Origin of the sequence: Candidatus Pantoea persica (genome assembly GCF_013753875.1) — a bacterium.
GTDB lineage: Bacteria > Pseudomonadota > Gammaproteobacteria > Enterobacterales > Enterobacteriaceae > Pantoea > Pantoea persica.
In genome coordinates this window covers 61,031-84,886 of record NZ_SMDS01000019.1, presented here as the reverse complement: position 1 = coordinate 84,886, position 23,856 = coordinate 61,031, and the positions used below count along the sequence as shown (strand labels likewise).

Genomic DNA, 23,856 nt, shown 5'->3' with positions numbered 1-23,856 from the left:
GGTCGCTTCGCTATTTCTGCTTTAACTCGTCGGGCAGCCCGACGCTGTTAATTTCATCTTCCGTCATATCGCCCGGTGCCAGATCCGCATCCAGCACAATGCCGCCGATATGCTCGCGCTGAAGCCCGACCACGCGGTTGCCGACGGCGGCGAACATGCGCTTCACCTGGTGATGGCGCCCTTCGCTGATCGTCAGCAGCACTTCGGTCGGGGTAATCGTCTCCAGCTGCGCCGGTTGGGTCAGCGACTTTTCGCCGTGCAGCTGAATACCCGCGGCGAACTGCTGCGCCATCTCTTCCGCAACGGGATGCTCCAGCGTTACGCAGTAGGTTTTCTCGCAGTGGTGGCGCGGCGAGGTGATGCGGTGCGACCACTGGCCGTCGTCGGTAAGCAGCACCAGGCCGGTGGTGTCGATATCGAGACGGCCGGCGGCGTGCAGCTTCCACGCGGTCAGCTCTTCGATAAAGAACAGGATGGGCAGTAATCGGGAGCGTCGTGGAGCAGACGTAGCCCTGCGGCTTGTTCAGCATAAAGTAGCGCGGCCCGACCTGCAGCTGCAGCGAGTTGCCGTCATACTCTACCTCATACTCGGGCAGAATTTTGAAGGCGGTGTCGCGCACCACTTCGCCATTAACGGTGACTTTTTGCCCCCGGATTTCGCGATCGGCGATAGCCCGGCGGACTTCCAGTTGCTAAGAGATGAATTTGTCGAGTCGCTTGAATTCGCTTTGCCTGTTACTGCGGAGGGAAACTGAAACGGGTTTTACCCGTTGAAAAAATGCGGGAAGTATAGCTCGAACCCGCGACGCCGTACAGAGCCGTTCCCGCGTTTCCGCCAATTTCATGGCATAATTTTGCCTGATTTCGCAAAAGTGATCGGCAATGGCTTTTACTCTACATCCCTATAAGCAAGACGTGGTTAACGCGACCCTCAACCATTTTCGACATCACGCCGAACCGGCGGTGATCGTGCTGCCAACCGGCGCAGGCAAAAGCCTGGTGATCGCCGAGCTGGCACGGCTGGCGCGCGGACGCGTGCTGGTGCTGGCGCACGTCAAAGAGCTGGTGGAGCAGAACCACGGCAAATATCAGGCCTACGGCCTAGAGGCGGATATCTTCGCCGCCGGCCTGCAGCGCAAAGAGAGCCAGCGCAAGGTGGTGTTAGGCAGCGTACAGTCGGTAGCGCGCAACCTCGCGCAGTTCGACAGCGCCTTTTCGCTGGTGATCGTCGACTAGTGCCACCGCATCAGCGATGACGACAACAGTCAGTATCAGCAGATTTTTAGCCATCTGCGCCAGCGCAATCCTTAGCTGCGGCTGCTGGGGCTGACCGCCAACCCCTTCCGCCTCGGCAAAAGGTGGATTTATCATTTCCACTACCACGGCATGGTGCGCGGCGACGAAAAAGCGCTGTTCCGCGATTGCATCTACGAGCTGCCGCTGCGCTATCATGATCAAGCACGGCTTTCTGGTGGAGCCGGAGCGGCTCGACATGCCGGTGGTGAAGTACGATTTCAGCCGCCTGACGGCGCAGGCTAACGGGCTGTTCAGCGAGGCGGATCTCAACCGCGAACTGAAGCAGCAGCAGCGCGTCAAGCCGCACATTATCAGAGACCGCCGCCGACGTGGTGGCGTTGCAGCCGCGGCTGCGCCATCCCGATGTTGTGGTAGCGTGCGCCAAAGGGCAGTTCTGGCAGGTACGCGAGAAGCTGTTCGACTATCAGGAACGCTTCCGCCGCGCCAACGAACTGCGCTAAACGGCGGAATCATTTGCCCGCCTCGCTCATTACCGCTATACTGCCGCCCGCTTTTGCATTCGCATGAGCCTTTGAACAACTCTCCTGCGGCTGGGTCGCCTGTATCAGGAATTACTTAAGAGGCATTACGATGTTCACTATCAACGCAGAAGTACGTAAAGAGCAGGGTAAGGGTGCGAGCCGCCGCCTGCGCACAGCGAACAAATTCCCGGCCATCATATATGGTGGTAATGAAGCCGCTGTTTCCATCGAACTGGACCAAGACGCAGTGATGAACCAGCAGGCGAAGCCTGGATTCTACACTGAGGTTCTGACCCTGGTTGTCGACGGTAAAGAAACCAAAGTTAAAGTGCAGGCTGTTCAGCGTCACCCGTTCAAGCCAAAACTGCACCACATCGACTTCGTACGCGCGTAAGCGTCTGCGAATCGAAATAAAAAAAAGCCGCGTATGCGGCGTTTTTTGGGGCTGGCGGAAGGCTTACTTGCCGCTGGTGCGGCGCTGCAGTTGATCGCGCAGGTTCGGCGGCATGCCCTTGATGGTCAGTGTGTCGGTGGCTAGATCCCAGAAGATGCGCTCGCCGAGCAGCGTGGCGTCGAAGTTGAGCGTCAGACCGCGGCCGCTGCCGGAAAATTTGGTCAGCTGGCGCATTGCACTGCGATCCGCCGGAAAGTACTCTTCCAGCTCATAGCCCTGCTCTTGAGTAAAGGCCTGGAACGACTTATCGCCGAGCGTCGGCAGCTCTTTCGACAGCTCTTCCAGCTCGATCTTCTCCCCCGCCTGCAGCTGCTCATTGCAGTAGCTGTAGACCTGCTGGCGGTAGTTCTGCCGCTCTATCTAGCTCTGACTCCGCGCAGTAGTCGTCCACCGCCAGCAACAGCCCGCGGTTCTGCGCTTTGGCGTCGAGGAAATCCATAAAAGAAGTCGGCGACCTTACGCCCTACCCGGCCGCGCAGAAAGGTCAGATAGCGCGTCGAGTCGGGCGTCAGCTTCCATTCGGTGAGATCGATACGCTGCACGGTATCCGCATGGTTGATATCAAGATTGTGGTTGCTGCTGATATTGAGCTGCTCGTTGACGCGCATGCTGCTCTGACTGTTGAGCACCGCCACCAGCAGATACTCCATCGCCAGATAGCGGTAGTGGACAAACAGCACCACGCCGCCTTCGGCAAAAGGATATTTGGCCAGCTCGTCGCGCAGGCGACCGGTGGCCGCGCGGCTGAACGCTAGGAAGTCATCGTTGCCCTTGCGGCAGTTGCGCAGCGCGTCCGCCAGTTCGCTGTCGTCGTTAAACAGACCATAGGCTTTGTTTTTGGTGCTGTAGACGCGGTGCAACTCTTCCACCATCGCCTCCACGGTGGTGTTGGCGGGCAGCAGCGTATCGCGCAGCCCCAGTTCAAGCTGATTCTCGTCGCGTTTGATTAGCTGGTGCAGGGCAATCTGGTCGATATCCAGACTCATGGTAGACTCTCCTTTTAGTTTAGGCGCGTATTCAAACACCGCCCGCACCGGCTTTCAACTCCATGCGCGAGGCGATCGATGCGCTTTCGATAAAATTGCGGTAAAAACCCTGTTGTTACGGTACTATATCGCCTTTTGAAACGAGATTAGTCGACGATATGCCACAATCATCCCGCTACAGCGACGAACGCGTAGAGAAACTCCTTGCGCAACTGGCTCAGGTGCTGCAGAAAGACAACGCGCCCACAGACCTTCCCCTGATGGTGCTAGGGAATATGGTGACCAACGTGATCAACAGCGATGTAGCGCCGGCGCAGCGCCGCTCGCTCGCCCGATCTTTTGCGGAAGCCCTGCAGGTCTCCGTTCGCGACGACAATGCCCATTAATCAGCTGATTTGACCGCATACTATGGTAACCAACCGGCAGCGCTACCGCGAAAAAGTGTCCCAGATGATCAGTTGGGGGCACTGGTTTGCTCTGTTTAATATTTTCTTCGCGTTGATTTTAGGCAGCCGCTATCTGTTGGTCGCCGACTGGCCCGCCTCGCTGACTGGACGCATTTACGCCTTCAGCAGCTGGCTCGGCCACTTCAGCTTTATTGTGTTCGCCGTTTATCTGCTGGCGATCTTTCCGCTAACCTTTGTGGTGATGTCGCAGCGGCTGCTGCGCGTGCTGTCGGCGATTATCGCCACCGCCGGGCTGACGCTGATTATGGTGGACAGTGCGGTGTTCAACCGCTTCCATCTGCACCTGAACCCGGTGGTGTGGGAGCTGGTGATCAACCCCGATCAAAGCGAGATGGCGCGCGACTGGCAGCTGATGTTTATCAGCGTGCCGCTGATTTTTCTGGTGGAGATGCTGTTTGCCACCTGGAGCTGGCAGAAGCTGCGCAGCCTGAACCGGCGCTCGTTCGGCAAACCGCTGGCGGCGCTGTTTATCAGCGCCTTTTTCGCCAGCCATCTGCTCTATATCTGGGCCGACGCCAACTTCTATCGCCCCATTACCATGCAGCGCGCTAACCTGCCGCTCTCTTATCCGATGACCGCGCGGCGCTTCCTTGAGCGCCACGGCCTGCTGGACGCGCAGGCCTACAAGCAGCGGTTGATCCAGCAGGGCGATCCGGAAACGCTCTCGGTGCAGTATCCGCTTAGCGACATCACCTTCCGCGACGGCGGCACACGCAACAACCTGCTGGTGATTACGGTTAAAGGGCTGAACGGCGGCAATATGGCGCAACCCCTGCCGAAGCTTAACAAGTTCGCCATCGACAACGTGCGCTTTACATAGCACTTCAGCACGGGCGACATGGCGGAAAAAGGGCCGTTCGGCCTGTTTCTACGGCATTTCCGCCAGCTATATGGATGGCGTGCTGTCGGCGCGTATGCCATCGGTGCAGCTGGGGGCACTGAGCACGCAGGGCTATCAGTTCGGGCTCTTCTCTTCCGAGGGCTTTAACCAGCCGCTCTATCGTCAGGCGCTGTTGGCGGACTATACGCTGACGGCGACCGATCGCCAGAACAACGCCAGCACGGTGACGCAGTGGCAAAACTGGCTCAGCAGCCAGAAAGGCGACGGCACTCCGTGGTTCTCATGGCAGGCGCTGGACGGCGTCGATCTCAGCGGCGCGACGGCGAAAACACGTTAGCGCAGCTATCAGCGTCAGGCCGCGGCGATCGATGAGCAGATCCATAACGCGCTCGCCGCCCTGCAGCAGCGCGACCTGCTGAAAAATACCGAGGTGGTGATCACCGCGCAGCAGGGAGTGGCGTTGGAAGGCAACGTCGAAAGCGCAGGCAACCGCGCCAACCTGCAGATGCCGCTGGTGATCCACTAGCCCGATACGCCGGCTCAGACCATCGAACGCCTAACCGATCATCAGGACGTGATGGCGACGCTGATGCAGCGCCTGCTGCACGTGCGCACCAGCCCGGTGAACTATTCGCAGGGAGAGGATCTCTTTGCCGCGCAGCGCCGCCACAACTGGGTGGCCAGCAGCGAAGATAACCGCCTGGTAGTGACGCCGCCGCAGGTGACGCTGATGCTCAACAATAACGACAGCTATCACGCCTATGATGCGCAGGGAAATCGCCTGCAGGAGCACCGGCCGCAGCTGGCGTTACTGCTGCAGGTGCTGACGGAAGAGAAGCGCTTTATCGCTAACTGATTAATTATGAGGCAGTTAGACGCCAGCTGCTTGCATTCCGCCGAAGAAACAGTAGACTAAACTCCACTGTTCGGCACGTAGCGCAGCCTGGTAGCGCACTGTCATGGGGTGTCAGGGGGCGGAGGTTCAAATCCTCTCGTGCCGACCAAAATTCTCAACTAAAGCAGCCTGTTAAGGCTGTTTTTTTTTATGCCTGCGCTCTGCCGCCGCGCCTTTCTGCCCGCCCGTTCAGACCCTGAAGCTTTGCCGGCGCGATAGCGATGTGTGTTCCCTTTCGCGCAGATTGAAGCTGTACGCACCCTTCGCGCCCCGCTTTACCGAAAAAATGATGGATGTTTTTATCCTGCTGGCACTTCCCATGCTGTTCGCCGGGATCCTCGCGCTGATGTATGCCGCGGGCAGCCAACGGCGCGCCTTTCTGTATGCCGGTTACGGCTTATCTTTTTTTGCGTCGATACTGTGCGCTCAGACGCGCATGCTGTAACCTGAACGCTTTTCGGGGAGAGGTTTGATGCTGACCTTTTCGCTGCTGGCGCTGTCGCGGCTAACTGCCGGTCTGATACTACGGGTGCTGGGGGGGGCGGCGGGAAGCAGAATAGGGGCTTTCTGCTTCCCGGCTCTGTTCTGCTGGCGGCCGGTTTCGTTAATGCGCCCTACCGGGCGTGGCCCTGGGATGGCGCCTTGCGCCTGCGCGTCGGCAATATGGTCTATACTGATGTTTACCTAGGCAAAAGGAAAAGGAGGAAAGTTTATGCATTACATCGAAAAAAACGATCCCAATAACACACCGGAATCGGGCGACAAACGTCCGGAGCCAGATCAGAAAAAGCAATGAGCAGGGCCGCCGATGGGCGGCCTTTTTCCTGCCGTGCCGCTGGCGGCCTCGTCAGACCCCTTCCCGACTCTTAGCCGCGCCGCCTGAACCGATCCCCTGACTCATCCGCTACCGCCCCGCCACCCAAACGTTCGTCCGGAAAACACGTCGCTGCTCCACTGATATACACGCGTCTGACTGACCCGCCGCTGTTCCGCCGCCTTCTGCCTGCCCAACTAACCTGCTGCTGTTCAGCGCTATCTCTATGCCTGCCCGACGGCCCGCCGCCGCACCGCTGCTGTTTTCTCTGAAAGAGAGCCTGTATAAGACGCTGTGGCCGGCAGCTGCATCAGCCGATGGATTGTCATCAGGCGGCGCTGGTGTGGCGATCGATCTGTCGGCGCAAAAGGCGTCCCTCAGCCTGACGCATCCCTTCAGCGAGGCGTTCAGCGTCGGCACGCGGCTGGAGGCACGGTTTCAGTTCTGCGACGAGCGGGTGCTGACGCTGCTGACGCACCCGCTTCCCGACAATAAAAAAACCGGCGCAGCAAAGGGGCTGAGCCGGTATAAACACAAGACGACAGAAAATAGTCCAGGGAGGCAAAAAACGCTGTTTTTGCTGCAGGCTAGCTTAAGCCGGGCCGCCGAGGCGGGCCACTGCTTCTTTCCGCTAAGCTTTTTCGTTCATCGGATAAGCGCTCTCCGTGCGCTGCACCGCATCTAGCGTCGCCATTTCGCGCTCGCGGCCGGTCAGCTCTCTCAGCTTGCCGTCGCACATATCCAGCAGGCGATCACATGGATAAAGTAGTGGTCATCATGACTGATGGCGAAAACGGTTTTGCCCGACGCCTGCAGCCACGGCAGCAGCTCGCGGTAGAAGACACAGCGGATGTGGGGATCCTGATCCGCCTCCCACTCGTCCAGCAGCAGCATGTCACGCTCCTCCGCCGCCAGCAGCATCACCAGCCACCTGCTCTGCCCTTTCGACAGCTGCAGGTTGAGGATTTTATTGCCCTCGATTTTCAGCTTTTCCTGCATTTTCAGCCGTTCCAGCCACGCCTGCACCAGCTTCAGATTAACGGGCACGCCCTCGCGGCCAATCAAGCGCTCGAACAGGTGCACGTCGGTGAACACCGCGGAGAAATGTTTGCGCCAGTGATCAAGCGCGTCTGCGCCAACGGGCTTGCCGTCGAGCAGCAGCGTACCGCTTTGCGTCTGGTAGAGGCCAGTTAACAGCATCGCCAGCGTCGATTTGCCCCTGCCGTTGCCACCGATAAGAAACACTAGCTCGCCGCGCCGCAGCGTCAGGTTGATCGGGCCCACCGTAAAGCCGTTTTGCCCGTAGTGAAAGCAGACGTCGCGCAGCTCCAGCGTTTACCACTCCGCCAGCGGCGGGAGCATATGAAATCCCTCCGGCCAGGGCGCGAGGTCGAAGGTTTTGAGCTTGCGGAACGCCACCTGGGCGCTGAGCAGTGTCGGCAGCGCGCTGACCGCCAAGAGCAGCGGCGTGCGCAGGAACAGCAGCGTCAGCGAGAAAGTCGCCGCTACGGAGGTGTTGGCCCAGCCGCGAGGCTGTTCGCCATAAAGAACACCATGCCGATAGCGCCGAGCGTCATAATATTCGACCAGTTCACCGCGCTGAGGTGGTCGGTATCAGCGAGCACGATATGGTGGCGATACGCTTTCGCATCCTCCTGATAGACGGTTTCGTAGATCAGCTGGGCGCGCTCGCGGTTAAGGTGCAGCTCTTTGCGACCTTCAGTGATGCTCTGAAAGTCGCGGTAGAGATCGTCCTCTACCTCGCGCAGCTTCGCCATATGGAGATAAACGCGCGACACCAGTAACCAGCCGCCCACCAGCGTCACCGCCATCCACAGGCTGGAAACCAGCAGCATTTTCGGCGACAGTCAAGCGAGATAGAGGGCGCTGCCCAGCGTAATGATGATGCCCTGAATCAGCTCCGGCAGGCGAACGAAGGCGATGGTGATGGCGCGAACGTCGCTGGTCAGCCCGGCCAGCAGCTGCACGTTGCCGATCTGCTCCAGCCGCTCGACGCGGGTGTCGAGAATGCGCTTGATAAACTCCCCGCACAGCCGCCAGACAAACTGATGTCACAGCATTGTCAGCGCCAGCTGCAGCAGAAAGCCTGGCAGAACCGCATAGGAGGTATTGATGGCCGCGAGCATTTCACTGTTGGTGTAGGCGATCATGGCGATGCCGAGCACGGCGCTAAGCAGCGTTAGCAGCAGGACGCCGATAAAAGGCCAGCAAAACTGGCGAAAAACAACGTTAAGCAACGCCATAACGGTTCCAGAAGTCAGAAAAGCAGCCAGCAGTGTAAAGCGATTCGGAATGATAGCAATAGTTATTCGCAGTCGCGCCGTCCCTAAAAGGCGCGGCGAAAGGTGAGGTTATAGCGAAACGCGCCCACCTGCGGATAAACGCCGGGCTTGAGCGGCAGAATGCCGTGGTAGCGCAGGCGCGACGGGCCGCCCCATACCACTAAGTCGCCGTGCTCCAGCAGCACGCGCTGCGTGGCGTCGCCGCGCGCAAAGCAGCCGAACTGAAACACCGCAGGCAGCCCCAACGACACGGAGAAGATGGGCTGGCGCAGATCTTTCTCATCTTTGTCCTGATGCAGCGTCAGCTTCGCGCCCGGCTCGTAGCGATTGATTAAGCAGGCGTCGGGCTGGAAGCCTGGAAAGCCCGCCTCGCGCGCGCAGTCGAGCGCCAGCTGGCGAAACAGCGGCGGCCGTTTTCCGCATCCTGCTCGGTATACTGATAGCCTCGTGCGTCGCTCGACCAGCCGAAATCCCCGCAGTTGGTCATCGCCACAGACATGCGGTGGCCACATGGCGTGATGCGATGGTGAAACGGATTCTGCTGCGCCACCGCCGCAATCGCCTCCAGCAGCGCGGGCGCCGCCTCGCGCGCGCGACGGCGCAGAATCGCTGCGCCGTCGGCCAGCGGTTCCTGCCAAGGCGCCTCATCGCCAAACAGATCGAGCATAACTCCCCCCTTGCGTGGTTACTTGCTGTCAATCAAAAAGCAAAAAGGCGGCGAACTGTGGCGACATCCAGCTGATGAACCTGTCACCCTCTTTGCTGATCAGGTAGACCGCCAGATGTTGCTTCAGCGCCAGCGCCTTCGCCTTGTCGCTGCCTAGCACCATCAGCCCCGTATCCCAGCCGTCCGCCTCCAGCGCCGTGGTAGCGATCACCGTAGCGGAGACCAGCTTATGCTCAATCGGCCGGCCGGTAACGGGATCGATCACGTGCGAAATGCGTTTGCCGTCCAGTTCATAATAGTTGCGATAGCTGCCTGAGGTGCTGATGCCGTGTCCCTGCAGGTCGACGCGCGCCTGCACGGCGTTTTCGCGGTCGGTCGGTTTCTGGATTGCCACGCGCCAAGGGTTGCCCTGCGCATTCTGGCCGCGGCTCAGCACGGCGCCGCCCACAGAAACCAGATAGTTATTGATCCCCTCGCGCTCCATCAGGCGCGCCAGATGGTCAGTGGCGTAACCTTCGCCCATGGTGGAGAGATCGACATAGAGGCCGGGCAGATCTTTTTGCAGCCACTGCCCTTGCGCCGTTTCGATCACGCGCAGATGCTGCAGGCCGGTCTGCGCCTTCGCCGCCGCGATCTGCGCCACCGTCGGCGTCTGTGCTGGCTGCTTTGTCGGACCGAACCCCCACAGGTTCACCAGCGGGCCGACGGTGATATCCATCGCGCCGCCGGTTTGCGCGCCGATGTGCAGCGCTGCGGTGACGATATCCGCCATATCGGCGCTGATCGGCTGCGGCGCCTCGCCCTGATAGCGGTTGAACTGCGACAGCATCGAGTCAGGTTTCCAGGTCGACAGCGTACCATCGTCGGCGTCTAGCTGCTGCTGGATCGCCTGCTGCAGGGCGTAGCGGCGCGTGGCGTCGACGCCGGCCAGTGTCACGCGCCATACCGTGCCCATGGTTTTGCCTTCCAGCACCATTGCCTGCGGCACGGGCGAGAGATCGCAGGCGCTCAGCGCGCAGGCCGCTGTTATCAGTAGCGGAATGTTCCGATATCGCATTCTTGCCTCATCTGTAACGCTTTATTCCTGGCAGAAACAAAGCATAAATAATCAGTAAAGTAACAAAAAGCAGGTTGTTTTCTCGCCCTGATTTCTATCAAACTGGCGCGCTACCGGCTGCTAACAGGAGGCCTTTAATGATTTATGTCACTCTCGCCGTTATTACCGCACTGTTCCCTTTTCAGCCTCGGCAAGGTGGTGCAGCATCGACGTCACAAGGCGCTGGGCTACAGCCGCACGCGCCAGCATTGAGCACCCCTGCACAAAAATGCCGCAACAGTGTAGCAAAACGGGAGCAAACGCCGTGGCTGTGAGAGCGATCGGACTGGCATGAATAGTGCACCGTTTAAACCCGGTTAACTTTCGGGAGGTACGCTATGAAAAAGTCATCGTCACAGATGAGCCAGTGGCAATACTGGCTCAGTTTTTCCGCCTTCACCCTCGCCGAGACAGGCTTTGAAGGAAGCATGCCGCCACTGCAGGCGAAGTGCGAGGCCAGACGCAAACGCACGCTGCGCTGACAGCTACAGTCCCAGCTCACTCAGCCCCGGATGATCGTCCGGGCGTTGCCCAAGCGGCCAGTGAAACTGGCGTTCGCTGGCCGCTATCGGCAGATCGTTGATGCAGGCGAAGCGCTCAATCATCAGGCCATCCGCGCCGAAGCGCCAGTTCTCATTGCCGAAGCTGCGAAACCAGTTGCCGCTGTCATCCACTCATAAGCAAAGCGCACCGCTAGCCGGTCGTCGTGCCGCGCCCACAGCTCTTTAATCAGCCGATAGTCCAGGCTCTTTCGCCCATTTGCGGCGCAGAAAAGCCACCACCGCGTCGCGGCCCTGCACGAATTCACTGCGGTTGCGCCAGCGCGTCTCCTGCGCGTAAACCTGCGACACCCGCAGCGGGTCACGGCTGTTCCAGGCGTCTTCCGCCATACGCACTTTTTGTTTTGCGCTTTGCGTGTCAAAGGGGGATAGCAGCATCGTTATCTCCTGTGGATCCGCTCAGCAGGATAGACAGAGTTGTCTACCTGCTTTACTCTGCTGCAGGTAGACCATTCTGTCTACAAAAAAATTAACAGGCCACGCTATGCTCACTCCGCTCTACTTCAATCCCGATGCCGCCGCCCGCGACCGTGTCCTTACCGCGGCGCAGCATCTGTTCTACCAGCACGGCATACGCGCTACCGGTATCGACAGCGTGATTGCCGCGGCGGGCGTCACTAAAGTCACCTTTTACCGCCACTTCCCAGCGAAAAATCAGCTGATTCTGGCGGTGCTGGCTCAGAGCCATCAGCGCTGGATGGCGGGATTTCGCCAGGCGATGGCGGAACCGGCGCCGCTGCTGGAGACGCTGCCGGCCGCGCTACACAGCTGGTTTGCTGAGGCGGACTATCGCGGCTGCGCCTTTATCAACGCCAGCGCCGAGCTGGGCGACAGCCAGCCGGAGGTCAGCGCGCAGGCGCGTGAGCACAAGCGGGAGATGGCGCAGGCGATTGCCGACAGACTGGCAGCGGACGAGCGGGCGAAAACGGGTCAGATTATGCTGCTGGCGGAAGGCGCGATAGTGCAGGTACAGCTGGGGGAAGCGCGTGAAGCGGTGATAGCAGATTTACGCGCCGCGCTGGCGGCAGTATTGCAGAGGGGAGCGTAGCCCGCAGGCTACGCTCCTGACAGCACCAGAACTGGTAAACCAGACCCAGCGCCACGGTATCGTCGGTGTTAATGCCGGCCGCGTCGGTAAAGTCATTGTCGTCCATAAGGTTGATCTGGTAGTCAACATAGGTAGACATGTTTTTGTTAAAGTTATAGCTTGCGCCGACGTCGACATATTTTTCAGGTTCTGTTTGCCTCAGTTCTGCACTTCAGTGCCGCGAGTGCCGCGAGTGCCGCACGAGGTCACAAACGCCAGCGACGAACGCAGGCTGAAGTCGAACTGGTACTGCGCCCACTAGCTCCCAGTTATCCGCTTTATCGGCGAAGCAGTAAACGTCACTATCGCTGGAACCAAAGCGGGTCGCGTTAGCGTTAAAGGAGCGGCTGTACATCGCGGCCAGGTAGATGTTGTTGGCGTTATATTTCAGGCCGCCGGTGTAAACTTCCGCCTTGTCGCCGCGGCCCAGGATGCCCGGTGAAGCGCCGTTCTGATTGTTGGTGCGGTCAGACTAGAACATCGCCGCGCCAATGCCGAAGCTAGAGCCAAGATCGTAGGTGGTGCTCAGGCCCCAGCTGTCGCCGCTCTCACCCAGCAAGTCGCGACCAGAGGTTTCGCGGCTCGGGTTGTCGTTTTTGCCCTGATACTGAACGGCGAAGTTCCAGCCATCCACCAGACCAAAGAAGTTGTTGTTACGATAGGTCGCCAGGCCGTTGCTGCGCTGGAACATAAAGTTGTCCGCGCCGTAGGTGTCGCCGCCGAACTCCTGCAGGACGTCGGTCCATGCGCCGATATCGTAGACGACGCCGTAGTTGCGGCCATAGTCGAACGAGCCTACATCGCCAAATTTCACACCGGTAAAGCCAACGCGGGTGTAGCTGTTAGCGGTGCCTTCGCTTTCCGCTGTGTTCAGCGCCGCCTATTATTCCCACTGGCCGTAACCGGTCAGCTGCTCGGAAATCTGGGTTTCGCCTTTGAATCCGAAGCGCAGGTAAGACTGATCGCCATAATTACCGCCGTTATCTGAGAAATAGTGCAGACCGTCAACTTTACTGAACAAGTCTAATTTGTTGCCGTCTTTGTTGTAAATTTCCGCTGCGCTTGCTGAACCCGCTGCAACCAGCAGCGCAGGGATCACCAGGAAGAGAACGCGACGTTTCATTTATTTTATTATGCCACTGCGAACTGAATGCTTAAAAATTCAGCCGACACGCCATTGTCATTTTATAAAGGGCAATAAGCTATCACGAAAATACTAAGAAATCTCCAAAACTATTTCATACTGCGAAATGTTTATTTCCATCTGTAAATTTTGCGGGACTAATAAGCAGCAAGCATTGGTGAAATTATTACACAAAATAACAAACTATTTTACATCATATTTTTTCATCAGATTACGATCAGCCCCACCTCAGCACTGAATGATAAAACATATGAGCCATCTGAGAATACAATAGATCCCGCTGTCATCATTTATTTCATTATTACTTTCATTCACCCCGAATGTGATGTTTACCCTATTTACCGCCGAACCTGTTAGTTTGGCATTTTTTATCAATGTTGTCCTTACCACACCTTTAATTGCTACCGTTTACGCGCGCGCGTAAAATAAGCCTTTTTTGACAACCGGCCCACCCGGCTTTTATTGCATGCAGGGTTAATTCAATTATTGAATAATACGCTAGCTGATTTATCACGGTAATAAATCACCTCGTTTAAAACGCGTTCATCCTGTTTTATCTACGACCTGTTTGGTGCTAAGCGGCTATTAATCAATGGATCGGTCGGCGCAAAACGGGTCTGCTTAGGCGGCCGCGCGGCGGCGGGCAATTGTCTCGACCGGCAAATATCTGACCACCCCTTCTGTAAGGCGACGCATTTTCAGATAACAGCCAGGAAAGTTCTGAAAAGCGGATAACGCCAGCGAAAAATCGGTAAAATATGCGCCTGACCAGCGATTTATCGTCGGCAAAAGCGGTTCAGCTGCGCGTGCGGCTGCGGCTTTAATGCTACACTTCGTCGCTTTGACACTCACGAATAACACTATGACCGCACTGGATGCCGCATCACCCAGGAAACTTCACATCCGTGGCAGTCTAGGGACACGTATCGTTTTTCTTATCGCTGGCCTCGGCATCGGTTCGCTGGCGGCGATGCCGGTGACCGGCACGCTGGTGGGCCGTTTCGGCTGTTGTCGCGTGATGTTCTGCTCCACGCTGGTGCTCCTGGCGACACTGCCGCTGCTGGCGGTGCTCGATACGATGTGGATGATGGCGGCGACGCTGATGCGCGATCGGCTGTATCAGCCCGATCAGCCCTGGCTGGTGATGCCGCGCGGCTTCGTCGCCTTTCTCGGCTTTATCCTGTTTCTCGCCGAGGGCTCCGTGCTCGATTGGGGCGCGCTGCTGCTGCTGCAAAGCCCTTCGATGTCGACGGCGCACTCCGGGTCTGGGCTACGTGCTCTTTTCCGTGGCGATGACGGTGGGTCGCCTGACCGGCGATAAAATTATTGATCGTTTCGGCCGCTTTCCGGTAATGCTGACCGGCGCGCTGACGACGTCGGCCGGCTTGGCGCTGGCGGTCTTTCTGCCCTAGCCGCAAATGGCCCTGCTCGCTTTTCTGCTGGTGGGCTTCGGCTTGTCGAATACGGTGCCGATGTTATTCAATGCCGTCGGGAATCAACAGGATATGCCCTCGAACCTAGCGATTTCCGCTATGACAACGCTGGGGTATACAGGTATTCTCTCAGGTCCGGCTTTAATCGGATTTATTTCTCAATGGCTGAGCCTCAGCGGCGCCTTTCTGCTCATCGCGCTGCTGCTGGCCGTGGCCGCCAGTGCCCGACTGGTCGCGCGATGATTTCAGATGCCTGAGACACTATGTTGTATAAGTTCCCGCTGACATCCGGCAATGTCACTCGCTTCTTTGTTATTTTAATCTGGTGCTGCTGCTGGCGCTGGGCTTTATGGTGCACAACTCGGTCAACGCCCGGCTTATCGAGAAGCGCTACGCCATGACTGACCTGGCGCGGGCGACGCAAAAGCGCATCGACGCCTACCGCTTCGCCACCTAGCAAATTTACGAGAATCTCGCCACCAGCGCCGCGGGCAGCACTCCGAACAGCAACCTGCAGGGGACGCGGCTGCATCCCGACGTCTACTATCTGGAAAAAACCGGCGCAAAACCAAGGCGCTGATTTTCGGCTCGCACGACAGCAGCACGCTCGATATGACGATGCGCATGTCGAACTATCTCGACACGCTTTGGAGCGCGGAGAATCCGACCTGGTCGATGTATTTTCTCAATGGCCAGGATAACAGCCTGATCATGATCTCCACGCTGTCGCTGAAGGATATGGCGACGCGCTATAAAGAGAGCGCCATCAGCTCGCGGGTGAATGGCCGCCGCGCAGAGATGCTGCAGCAGGCCAACGCGCTGGATGAGCGCGAAAGCTTCTCGCCGCTGCGCCATTTCGCCTTGCAGAACGACCACTACTTTACCGTTTACACCACCTTTAACCAGCCGGGCCATCTGTCGACGGTGGTGGCGTTCAATCTGCCGGTCAATGAGCTGATTCCGCAGAACATGCCGATGAGAACTTCCAGCTGCGTCAGGATGCCACGCTGCCCGCCGCCAGCGATCAGGAAGCGGGCGAAAGCACGCAGCTCATCTTCGTCAATCCCAACGTGGAGATCGCCGCCACGTTGCCGAGCAAGCCGCTGCAGCTGGTCTATCGCGTGACGCTTACCAGCCTGCTGGTGGATACGCTGCATAATCTGCTGTGGCCGCTGCTAATCAATCTGTTGCTGTTCCTGCTCTCGTTCGCCGGTATGACACTGCTGCGCCAGCAGTCGCTGCGGCCCAGCGAAAACCAGAGCGCAGAGCTGGACTCGCTGCGCGTGCTGAACGAGGAGCTCGTTAGCAGCCTGCCGGTGGGCCTGCTGGTGTATGACTTCGCCAGCAACCGCACCATTCTCAGCAATAAAATAGCAGAACATCTTTTTGCCGCATCTCAACCTGCAAAAGATCATTAATATGTCCGACCAGCATCAGGGCGTGCTGCAGGCCACCATCAACAACGAAGGGTATGAAATCCGCCACGCGCGCAGCCTGCTGTCGCCGCATATGCAGATTTTCCTGATGCGCGATCAGGATCGCGAGCTGCTGGTGAACAAAAAGCTGCTAGAAGGCGCAGCAGGTGCTGGATCGCAACCATCAGATGCGGCAGCAGCTGTTACAGAATCTCGGCAACGCGCTTAATCTCCCGCTGGAAAAGGTGGTAGCGCAGCTTGGTGCAACTCAGCCAGCTTGACGAAGATGAAACCGTGCAAGATCTGCTGGACGAAATTGCCCTTGAAAGCCTGCCGCTGATGCGGCGCAAAGGGCTGTCGCTGGTGGTCAACAATCAGCAGCCCAAAGACGAGCAGCGCTTCGGCGACCGCCGTGCGCTGCGCAAGGTGCTGGCGACGCTGACGCACGATGTGCTGACCACCACGTGCTGGGGCAAGATCTCCCTGACGGTCAGCGCCGATGAGGCACGCCCGGATCGGCTGCACATCGAGCTGGCGGACACCGGCGCCAGACTGACCGTCGATGAGCTGGCGAACGCCGACTTCCCCGTTCCTTGGTGAAACCAGCCAGGATCGCTACGGCCAGGCCTCCGGCATGGCCCTCTTCCTCTGCAAGCAGATGGGCGGCAGCCTGGAGATTATCGCCAGGCCGGAGATCGGCATGCACTATAATATCCAGCTGCCGCTGGCGCTGGAGCAGCAGCCGGAAGAGGAAGAGGAAAAGCTGCTGGACGGCGTGACGGTGCTGATCGAAATTGACGTAGAGGATGTGCACAAAATCGTGTGCCGCCATCTGGAAAACTGGCGCGCGCGCTGCCTAACGCCGGAAGAACGGCTGTCGGGTCAGGAACATGACGTACTGGTGACCGACGATCCCGCCAGGCTCAGCGGCTGGGCGCTGATGCTGGCCGGAGACGAGCTGGGCCACCATGCGCTTAACGATCGGTAATACCGGGTCAATTTCAATCTTAGCAATGCGCTGCCTGACGCGCTGCTGGCGCTGATTGAGAAACAACTGGCCCATGATTCGATGGAGGAGAATACAGAAGACGAGGAGTTAACCCCGCTGCTCAACGGCGGTTATTTCCAGCTGTTTACCGAGACAGTACCGCCTGATGTAAAGAGACTATATACTAAGTTGGCAGAAAAGGACTACGCCATGCTTGCTCAGACAGCGCATCGCCTGAAAGGCGTGTTTGCCATGCTCAACCCGACACCGGGTAAACAGCTTTGTGAAGAGTTAGAACTGCACATCAAAGCATATGACAATTCAAAAATTACAAATACCACCAGTGACATTGACGCTTACGTCAACGACCTGCTGCAGCAAGGTAACCAATAAGATGAATAAGTTAAACGTAATTATTGCCGATGACCATCCAATTGTTCTTTTCGGTATCCGAAAGTCACTGGAGCAAATTGAATGGGTTAACGTTGTAGGTGAGTTCGAAGACTCAACAACACTGATTAATAACTTGTCCAAACTCGACGCCAACGTCCTGCTCACCGCTCTTTCCATGCCGGGCGAGAAATATGGTGACGGCATCACCCTGATCAAATATATCAAGCGCCACTATCCTGACCTGTCGATTATCGTTCTTACCATGAACAACAACCCGGCTATTCTTAGCGCCGTGCTGGATCTTGATATTGAAGGCATCGTGCTGAAACAGGGCGCGCCAACCGATCTGCCCAAGGCACTGGCCGCGCTGCAGAAAGGCAAAAAGTATACGCCGGAAAGCGTGGCGAAACTGCTGGAGAAGATCAGCGCCGGCGGCTATGGCGACAAGCGCCTGTCGCCAAAAGAGAGCGAAGTGCTGCGCCTGTTCGCCGAAGGCTTCCTGGTGACGGAAATTGCCAAAAAGCTTAACCGCAGCATCAAAACCATCAGCAGCCAGAAAAAATCGGCGATGATGAAGCTGGGCGTTGATAACGACATCGCCCTGCTGAACTACCTCTCCTCGGTCAGCGCGATGCAGATCGACAAAGAGTAACGCCTTATCCAGGTGGCGCGCCGTCGCCGCCTGTTCTCTGCACTGTCCGACTCTCTAGCCGGCTGGCAACGTTGCCCCCGGCCTTTTCACGCTGTGATGCCCCCCTGCCCTTTTCTGGCCGGTCGCTGCGCGCCCGCGGACCCGCTCCACGTATACCGCCAGCGTGGTTTTCAGCACGTCGAGCGTCACCGGTTTCGACAGGCAGTTGTCCATGCTGGCGTCCATACAGCACTGCTTCTCTTCCGCCAGAAAGCAGTAGAGCGTCAGCCGCTTTTTCACCACCAGCGACAGGTAGTTGCCGGCGATATGGGTAATGACCTCGCGCGGCAAGAACGGACGCGGCTCGATCTTCAGCTGCTCCGATTCGATTTTGGAGAAGTTAAGGATATCGCTGATGATTTTCAGCAGCAGACTCGACGAGTTGTTCATCGCCGTCACCAGCGAATCGACCTCTTTCGGCAGCTGTTTGGTCTGTATTAGGTCGAGGTTGCCGATAATGCTGTAGAGCGGCGTGCGCAGCTCATGGCTGACGGTGGCGAGGAACATCGATTTCGACTGGCTCGCCTGCTCCGCCGCCTGCGCTATATCCTGCAGCGACTGCTCCATACGCGCGCGCGGAGACGTCCACCAGCACGCAGATCGCCACGTTCTCGTTGCGGTAGCGCGAATGCACGAAGCTGATCTGCAGGTTGGTGTTGCTGCCGCGGTGGGTGAGCACGTCGACGAAATTCACCTGCTGGCCGCCGATTATTTCGTTCAGCCGCTGGAGATCTTCCTGCGTCAGCAGCGTCAGATAGTTGTGCGCCAGCTCGTTGCTGAGAATATTGGTGCCGTCGCTGGTGCGCAGAATACAGATGCCCACCGGCGCCGAGGCGACGATTTTACGGTTGAACTGCTCATGCTCCTCCAGCCGGTGCGCGTTCTCCTCGGCAGGCAGGAACATGCGGCGCTCAAACAGCTGGGCGAGGCTGAACAGCACGATAGCGCTGAAGATATTAAGCAACAGCGCGTTGATGATCATCAGCTTCAGCTCATCCACCAGCACACTGGTGGAGGCCGACCACACCACGCTGAGATCGGAAGGCGGCAGCGGCTTTTTCAGCACCAGCTGGCGATAGCTGTCAAGGTAGCCGAACCAGGTTTTGTCGTCTGGCAGATCTTCCAGCGCAAAGCTGTTGCCGCCGCGGCGCGAGGTGAGCAGCGGGCACGCGTTCTCATCCGTGAGGGTCGCCACCACCGGCAGGCTGCCGAGCTGGATAAACTCATCCAGGCGAATGTTTTGCTCGACGCCCAGCAGCGCCTGCAGTTTGTTTGCGACGTAGACCGGCATCATCATATAGAAGGTGCCGACGCCCAGAGGGGGGTAGCGTTAACCCAGTAGATCGGGTTGCGGCGCTCTTCATCATTGCCGTTGCGGTAGCGCAGCACGCGTTCGCGCAGCGCCTTCAGGCTGCGTTCGCGGTCGACGTTGCTGCTTCTGATGGTGAAGTCCGCCAGGCACTGGCTTTCGCCACCGATAAAAAAGACGCGGTTTAGCTCATAGGCAGAGGCGAAGTTGCTTTTCCATTAGTTGATGTAGTCGCTGAGGGAATCGAGCGAGTTGCGCCAGGTGTTGCTCATCGACGAGCAGTCGCCGTCGGAGAAAGAGCGGCGTAAACTGCGGCAGCGTGGTTTTGCCCAGCAGCGCGCCGTTCAGCACGTCCAGGCCGTTGCTGGCGCTGGTAAGCCGGTTTTCTGTGATGTACTTCAACTCGCGCATCACGTCGGCGGAGTGGCGCACATACCATTCCGCCTGGCTGTAGTTGCTGGCGAACTCCTGTCGCACGCTGCTCTCTTTGTCGTGCAATACGCTGATGATAAAGAAGGTGGGCAGCACCGCGCCCAGCGTCCACAGCAGCAGCGCCAGCGCACGGAACAGATAGCGTGAGATACGCAGCGTGGTTCGAAAAGAGACCAGATATTTCAAAGGAAACTCACTACGGCAAGGTTATCGACGGGCTGGTTTCAGGATGCTCATTACACTAGCTGTATCAGGTGAGAAAAGCCAGTCGGCATCCGCGCAGAGCGAAGCGCGCCGCAAAAAGCAACGGTAGGTCGGGTTGCCCTTTCCTGCAGTTAAGATCGTGCCGCCCTCCCTGGCGGCGTCAGCGCGAAGCGTTACTCCTCTTCGTCTGCTTCCGGCGCGATATCCTCTTCGCCTTCCGCTACGCTGCCGTCGATGGCGTCCAGCTCTTCCTCTTCCACCGGCTCGGCCACACGCTGCAGGCCGACGACATTCTCATATTCCGCGGTACGGATCAGGATCACGCCCTGCGTATTACGACCAACGACGCTGACCTCGGAGACGCGGGTGCGCACCAGGGTACCGGCGTCGGTGATCATCATGATCTGATCGCCGTCCACCACTTGCACCGCACCGATCACTGGGCCGTTACGCTCGGTCACCTTGATGGAGATCACGCCCTGCGTCGCACGCGACTTGGTGGGATACTCGCTGTTGGCGGTGCGCTTGCCGTAGCCGTTTTGCGTCACGGTGAGGATAGCGCCCTCTTCACGCGGCACGATCAGCGACACCACGCGATCCCCTTCCGCCAGCTTGATGCCGCGCACGCCCGAGGCTGTTCGGGCCATGGCGCGCACCGCGCTTTCGGCGAAGCGCACCACTTTACCGGCGGCAGAGAAGAGCATCGCTTCGTCGTTACCGTTAGTCAGCGCCACGCCGATCAGCTCGTCATCCTCGCGCAGGTTCACCGCGATGATGCCCGCGCTGCGCGGACGGCTGAACTCCTGCAGGGCTGTTTTCTTCACGGTACCGCTGGCGGTTGCCATAAAGATGTTGAAGCCCTCGGTGTACTCGCGCACCGGCAGAATGGCGGTGATGCGCTCGTCAGGCTGCAGCGGCAGCAGGTTGACGATCGGACGGCCGCGCGCGCCGCGGCTCGCTTCCGGCAGCTGATAAACCTTCATCCAGTAGAGACGGCCGCGGCTGGAGAAGCAGAGGATGGTGTCGTGGGTATTGGCCACCAGCAGACGGTCGATAAAATCCTCTTCCTTGATGCGCGCCGCCGACTTGCCTTTGCCGCCGCGACGCTGCGCTTCGTAATCCGACAGCGGCTGGTACTTGACGTAGCCTTGATGGGACAGCGTCACTACCACATCTTCCTGATTGATCAGGTCTTCGATGTTGATGTCGGCGCTGTTGGCGGTGATCTCGGTGCGACGTTCGTCGCCGAACTGGTCGCGTATGGCGATCAGCTCTTCGCGGATCACTTCCATCAGACGCTCGGCGTTCATCAGGATGTTAAGCAGCTCGGCGATCTGATCCAGCAGCTCTTTGTACTCGTCAAGCAGCTTTTCATGCTCAAGGCCGGTGAGCTTCTGCAAACGCAGATCGAGGATTGCCTGCGCCTGCTGTTCGGTCAGGTAGTAGTGACCGTCGCGGATGCCGAACGCGTCGTCCAGCCACTCCGGACGCGCAGCGTCGTTTCCCGCGCGCTCCAGCATGGCAGCGACGTTGCCCAGCTTCCATGGCTGCGCGATCAGGCCCGCTTTCGCTTCGGCCGGGCTTGGCGCGCGGCGGATCAGCTCGATAATCGGATCGATGTTGGCCAACGCGATCGCCAGACCTTCAAGGATATGGGCGCGATCGCGCGCTTTGCGCAGTTCGAAAATGGTGCGGCGCGTTACGACTTCGCGACGGTGCCGAACGAAGGCTTCGAGGATCTCCTTCAGCGTCATGATCTTCGGCTGGCCCTGATACAGCGCCACCATGTTGATGCCGAATGAGACCTGCAGCTGGGTCAGCGAGTAGAGGTTGTTGAGCACCACTTCGCCTACCGCGTCGCGCTTCACTTCGATCACGATGCGCATACCGTCTTTATCGGACTCGTCGCGCAGCGCGCTGATGCCTTCGACGCGCTTCTCTTTCACCAGCTCGGCGATTTTCTCAATCAGGCGCGCTTTGTTGACCTGATAAGGGATCTCATGCACCACGATGGTTTCGCGGCCGGTTTTGGCGTCAGTCTCCACTTCACCGCGCGCGCGGATGTAGATCTTGCCGCGGCCGGTGCGGTACGCCTCTTCGATGCCGCGACGGCCGTTGATGATGGCCGCGGTCGGGAAGTCAGGTCCCGGAATATACTCCATCAGCCCCTCGACGCTGATATCTTCGTCGTCGATATAGGCGAAGCAGCCGTTGATCACTTCCGTCAGGTTGTGCGGCGGAATGTTGGTTGCCATGCCGACGGCGATACCGGAGGAGCCGTTGACCAGCAGGTTAGGAATTTTGGTCGGCAGAACTTCAGGGATCTGCTCGGTGCCGTCGTAGTTCGGGACGAAATCGACAGTCTCTTTTTCTAGATCAGCCAGCAGATCGTGGGCGATACGCGACATGCGCACTTCGGTATAACGCATCGCCGCGGCGGAGTCGCCGTCGACGGAGCCGAAGTTGCCCTGTCCGTCCACCAGCATGTAACGCAGGGAGAAAGGCTGAGCCATGCGGACGATGGTGTCGTAAACAGCAGAATCCCCGTGCGGGTGATATTTACCGATAACGTCACCGACCACACGGGCGGATTTCTTATAGGGTTTGTTCCAGTCGTTACCCAATTCGCTCATCGCGTAGAGCACGCGGCGGTGGACAGGCTTCAGGCCGTCACGCACATCGGGTAAGGCTCGGCCAACGATGACCGACATGGCGTAATCGAGATAGGAGCTCTTTAACTCTTCTTCGATATTGACCGGTGTAATTTCTCTTGCAAGGTCGCTCATGGAGCCGCTTTCCCTCTACATATGCCCGGATTTTAAAGATGCGAAAGTATATCACATACCAGTCCGCTGGTGAACGTTAACCACCGTTTTGCCGCGCTTTTCCTTGCGCAGGAAAGGTGCGTCTTGGCGCAATAAGCGTTTATACTCAGTCAACATTTTGTCTGGAGTAATGATTCAATGAATGCACAACCGCAGGAAACGCAGCCCAACGTCGATGCGCAGGAGATCGCCAAGTTTGAGGCGGTTGCTTCGCGCTGGTGGGATCTGGAAGGCGAGTTCAAGCCGCTGCACCGCATCAACCCGCTGCGTCTGGGCTATATCGCGCAGCACAGCAACGGTCTGTTCGGCAAAAAAGTGCTGGACGTCGGCTGCGGCGGCGGCATTCTGGCGGAAAGCATGGCGCGTGAAGGCGCGCAGGTCACCGGCCTCGACATGGGCGCCGAGCCGCTGCAGGTGGCGCGGCTGCACTCGATGGAAAACGGCTTGACGCTCAATTACGTGCAGCAGACGGTGGAGGATCACGCCGAGGCGTTCGCCGGTCAGTATGACGTGGTGACCTGCATGGAGATGCTGGAGCACGTGCCAGATCCGCGCTCGGTGGTGCACGCCTGCGCGCAGCTGGTGAAGCTAAGCGGCGAGGTATTCTTCTCCACCATCAACCGCAACCCGAAAGCCTGGTTGATGGCGGTGTTTGGCGCGGAGTATGTGCTGCATATGTTGCCGCGCGGCACCCACGACGTGAAGAAGTTTATCCGCCCTTCCGAGCTGCTGGGCTGGGTCGACGAAACGCCGCTGCGCGAGCAGCACATCATCGGCCTGCACTACAACCCGCTGACCAATAAATTCCGTCTGGGCCGCGGCGTCGACGTGAATTACATGGTGCATACCCGCCACGTCAAGAAGTAACGCGCCGGCGCGCAACCCCGCTTTGCGTGCCTGTCATCGCCTCGTCACAGTGCTGATTTAGGCTCTTCGCGCCAGCCCACTGCGTCGGTGCGCTAGCCGGTTGTCGCGAAAAAGCACAGCGATGCGCGAAAAATCAGCGGTAGATCAAAATCTGGAATTTTTTACCACGCTGGTTGACCAGCTATTGGGCCTTATAAATCGCGAGAT

The 23,856-nt window shown here is 58.4% G+C and carries 13 protein-coding genes, 1 tRNA gene and 10 pseudogenes; 15 read left to right on the top strand and 9 right to left on the bottom strand.

Annotation, left to right across the window (positions count from 1 at the left end; translation table 11 throughout):
* Positions 1 to 10: 10 nt before the first annotated feature.
* Positions 11 to 689: pseudogene (gene rsuA, locus EIO60_RS11045) on the bottom strand (16S rRNA pseudouridine(516) synthase RsuA).
* Between the two features lie 193 nt (positions 690 to 882).
* On the opposite strand from rsuA, the gene EIO60_RS17305 reads away from it, so the two are divergent.
* The 4 genes from EIO60_RS17305 (at position 883) to rplY (ending at position 2,172) form a co-directional block, all read left to right on the top strand.
* A complete protein-coding gene (locus EIO60_RS17305) occupies positions 883 to 1,236 on the top strand; it encodes a DEAD/DEAH box helicase (RefSeq protein ID WP_508278750.1) in 354 nt (117 codons plus the stop codon).
* 150 nt (positions 1,237 to 1,386) lie between these two features.
* Positions 1,387 to 1,539, top strand: a complete 153-nt coding sequence (locus EIO60_RS17300) for a hypothetical protein (protein WP_508278751.1) — start codon at positions 1,387 to 1,389, stop codon at positions 1,537 to 1,539.
* A gap of 86 nt (positions 1,540 to 1,625) precedes the next feature.
* Positions 1,626 to 1,757, top strand: a complete 132-nt coding sequence (locus tag EIO60_RS11035) for a hypothetical protein (RefSeq protein WP_258576970.1) — start codon at positions 1,626 to 1,628, stop codon at positions 1,755 to 1,757.
* Positions 1,758 to 1,887: 130 nt separating this feature from the next.
* Positions 1,888 to 2,172 carry a 50S ribosomal protein L25 gene (rplY, locus tag EIO60_RS11030; RefSeq protein ID WP_258576829.1) on the top strand — a complete coding sequence of 95 codons (285 nt, stop codon included), beginning with the start codon at positions 1,888 to 1,890 and terminating at the stop codon, positions 2,170 to 2,172.
* Positions 2,173 to 2,235: 63 nt separating this feature from the next.
* Here the strand turns inward: rplY and yejK are convergent.
* Positions 2,236 to 3,218: pseudogene (gene yejK / locus EIO60_RS11025) on the bottom strand (nucleoid-associated protein YejK).
* 158 nt (positions 3,219 to 3,376) lie between these two features.
* Here yejK and EIO60_RS11020 point away from each other — a divergent pair.
* The 5 genes and pseudogenes from EIO60_RS11020 to EIO60_RS11000 all read left to right on the top strand — a co-directional run bounded on the left by EIO60_RS11020 (position 3,377) and on the right by EIO60_RS11000 (position 6,920).
* On the top strand, positions 3,377 to 3,604 hold the full coding sequence (locus EIO60_RS11020; RefSeq protein WP_258576828.1) for a YejL family protein: 228 nt from the start codon (positions 3,377 to 3,379) through the stop codon (positions 3,602 to 3,604).
* 22 nt (positions 3,605 to 3,626) lie between these two features.
* Positions 3,627 to 5,382, top strand: a pseudogene (gene yejM / locus EIO60_RS11015) (LPS biosynthesis-modulating metalloenzyme YejM).
* Between the two features lie 71 nt (positions 5,383 to 5,453).
* Positions 5,454 to 5,530, top strand: a tRNA-Pro gene (locus EIO60_RS11010).
* 177 nt (positions 5,531 to 5,707) lie between these two features.
* Positions 5,708 to 5,866: a hypothetical protein gene (locus EIO60_RS11005; protein ID WP_258576827.1), complete on the top strand. Its 159-nt coding sequence runs from the start codon at positions 5,708 to 5,710 to the stop codon at positions 5,864 to 5,866.
* 595 nt (positions 5,867 to 6,461) lie between these two features.
* Positions 6,462 to 6,920 (top strand): hypothetical protein, encoded by a 459-nt coding sequence (locus tag EIO60_RS11000; RefSeq protein WP_258576826.1) that lies wholly within the window; start codon positions 6,462 to 6,464, stop codon positions 6,918 to 6,920.
* Here EIO60_RS11000 and EIO60_RS10995 read toward each other — a convergent pair.
* The 3 genes and pseudogenes from EIO60_RS10995 to apbE all read right to left on the bottom strand — a co-directional run bounded on the left by EIO60_RS10995 (position 6,867) and on the right by apbE (position 10,262).
* Positions 6,867 to 8,499, bottom strand: a pseudogene (locus EIO60_RS10995) (multidrug ABC transporter permease/ATP-binding protein). The gene EIO60_RS11000 and the pseudogene EIO60_RS10995 sit on opposite strands and share 54 nt — an antisense overlap.
* A gap of 83 nt (positions 8,500 to 8,582) precedes the next feature.
* Positions 8,583 to 9,205: pseudogene (alkB, locus tag EIO60_RS10990) on the bottom strand (DNA oxidative demethylase AlkB).
* Between the two features lie 28 nt (positions 9,206 to 9,233).
* Complete coding sequence (apbE, locus tag EIO60_RS10985) at positions 9,234 to 10,262, bottom strand: FAD:protein FMN transferase ApbE (protein ID WP_258576825.1); 1,029 nt, start codon at positions 10,260 to 10,262, stop codon at positions 9,234 to 9,236.
* Between the two features lie 377 nt (positions 10,263 to 10,639).
* On the opposite strand from apbE, the gene EIO60_RS10980 reads away from it, so the two are divergent.
* A complete protein-coding gene (locus EIO60_RS10980) occupies positions 10,640 to 10,783 on the top strand; it encodes a hypothetical protein (protein WP_258576824.1) in 144 nt (47 codons plus the stop codon).
* Between the two features lie 3 nt (positions 10,784 to 10,786).
* Here the strand turns inward: EIO60_RS10980 and EIO60_RS10975 are convergent.
* Positions 10,787 to 11,239, bottom strand: a pseudogene (locus EIO60_RS10975) (nuclear transport factor 2 family protein).
* Positions 11,240 to 11,345: 106 nt separating this feature from the next.
* On the opposite strand from EIO60_RS10975, the gene EIO60_RS10970 reads away from it, so the two are divergent.
* Positions 11,346 to 11,909, top strand: a complete 564-nt coding sequence (locus EIO60_RS10970; RefSeq protein WP_258576823.1) for a TetR/AcrR family transcriptional regulator — start codon at positions 11,346 to 11,348, stop codon at positions 11,907 to 11,909.
* Here the strand turns inward: EIO60_RS10970 and ompC are convergent.
* Positions 11,797 to 13,047: pseudogene (gene ompC, locus EIO60_RS10965) on the bottom strand (porin OmpC). The gene EIO60_RS10970 and the pseudogene ompC overlap by 113 nt on opposite strands.
* Positions 13,048 to 13,954: 907 nt before the next feature.
* Between ompC and EIO60_RS10960 the strand changes: the two are divergent.
* From EIO60_RS10960 to rcsB, 3 genes and pseudogenes are all read left to right on the top strand, one after another.
* Positions 13,955 to 14,768 (top strand): annotated as a pseudogene (locus EIO60_RS10960) (MFS transporter).
* A gap of 20 nt (positions 14,769 to 14,788) precedes the next feature.
* Positions 14,789 to 17,321 (top strand): annotated as a pseudogene (gene rcsD, locus EIO60_RS10955) (phosphotransferase RcsD).
* Between the two features lies 1 nt (position 17,322).
* Entirely contained in the window at positions 17,323 to 17,973 is a 651-nt protein-coding gene (rcsB, locus tag EIO60_RS10950) for a response regulator transcription factor RcsB (protein ID WP_258576822.1), read from the top strand.
* 219 nt (positions 17,974 to 18,192) lie between these two features.
* Here the strand turns inward: rcsB and rcsC are convergent.
* Together rcsC and gyrA are read right to left on the bottom strand one after the other, a co-directional pair.
* A pseudogene (gene rcsC / locus EIO60_RS10945) lies at positions 18,193 to 19,939 on the bottom strand (two-component system sensor histidine kinase RcsC); the annotation flags it as partial.
* A 191-nt stretch (positions 19,940 to 20,130) separates the two neighbouring features.
* A complete protein-coding gene (gyrA, locus tag EIO60_RS10940) occupies positions 20,131 to 22,743 on the bottom strand; it encodes a DNA topoisomerase (ATP-hydrolyzing) subunit A (RefSeq protein WP_258576821.1) in 2,613 nt (870 codons plus the stop codon).
* A 177-nt stretch (positions 22,744 to 22,920) separates the two neighbouring features.
* Here gyrA and ubiG point away from each other — a divergent pair, with 177 nt between their 5' ends.
* Positions 22,921 to 23,649, top strand: coding sequence for a bifunctional 2-polyprenyl-6-hydroxyphenol methylase/3-demethylubiquinol 3-O-methyltransferase UbiG (gene ubiG / locus EIO60_RS10935; RefSeq protein ID WP_258576820.1), 729 nt, complete (start codon positions 22,921 to 22,923; stop codon positions 23,647 to 23,649).
* Positions 23,650 to 23,856: the final 207 nt, after the last annotated feature.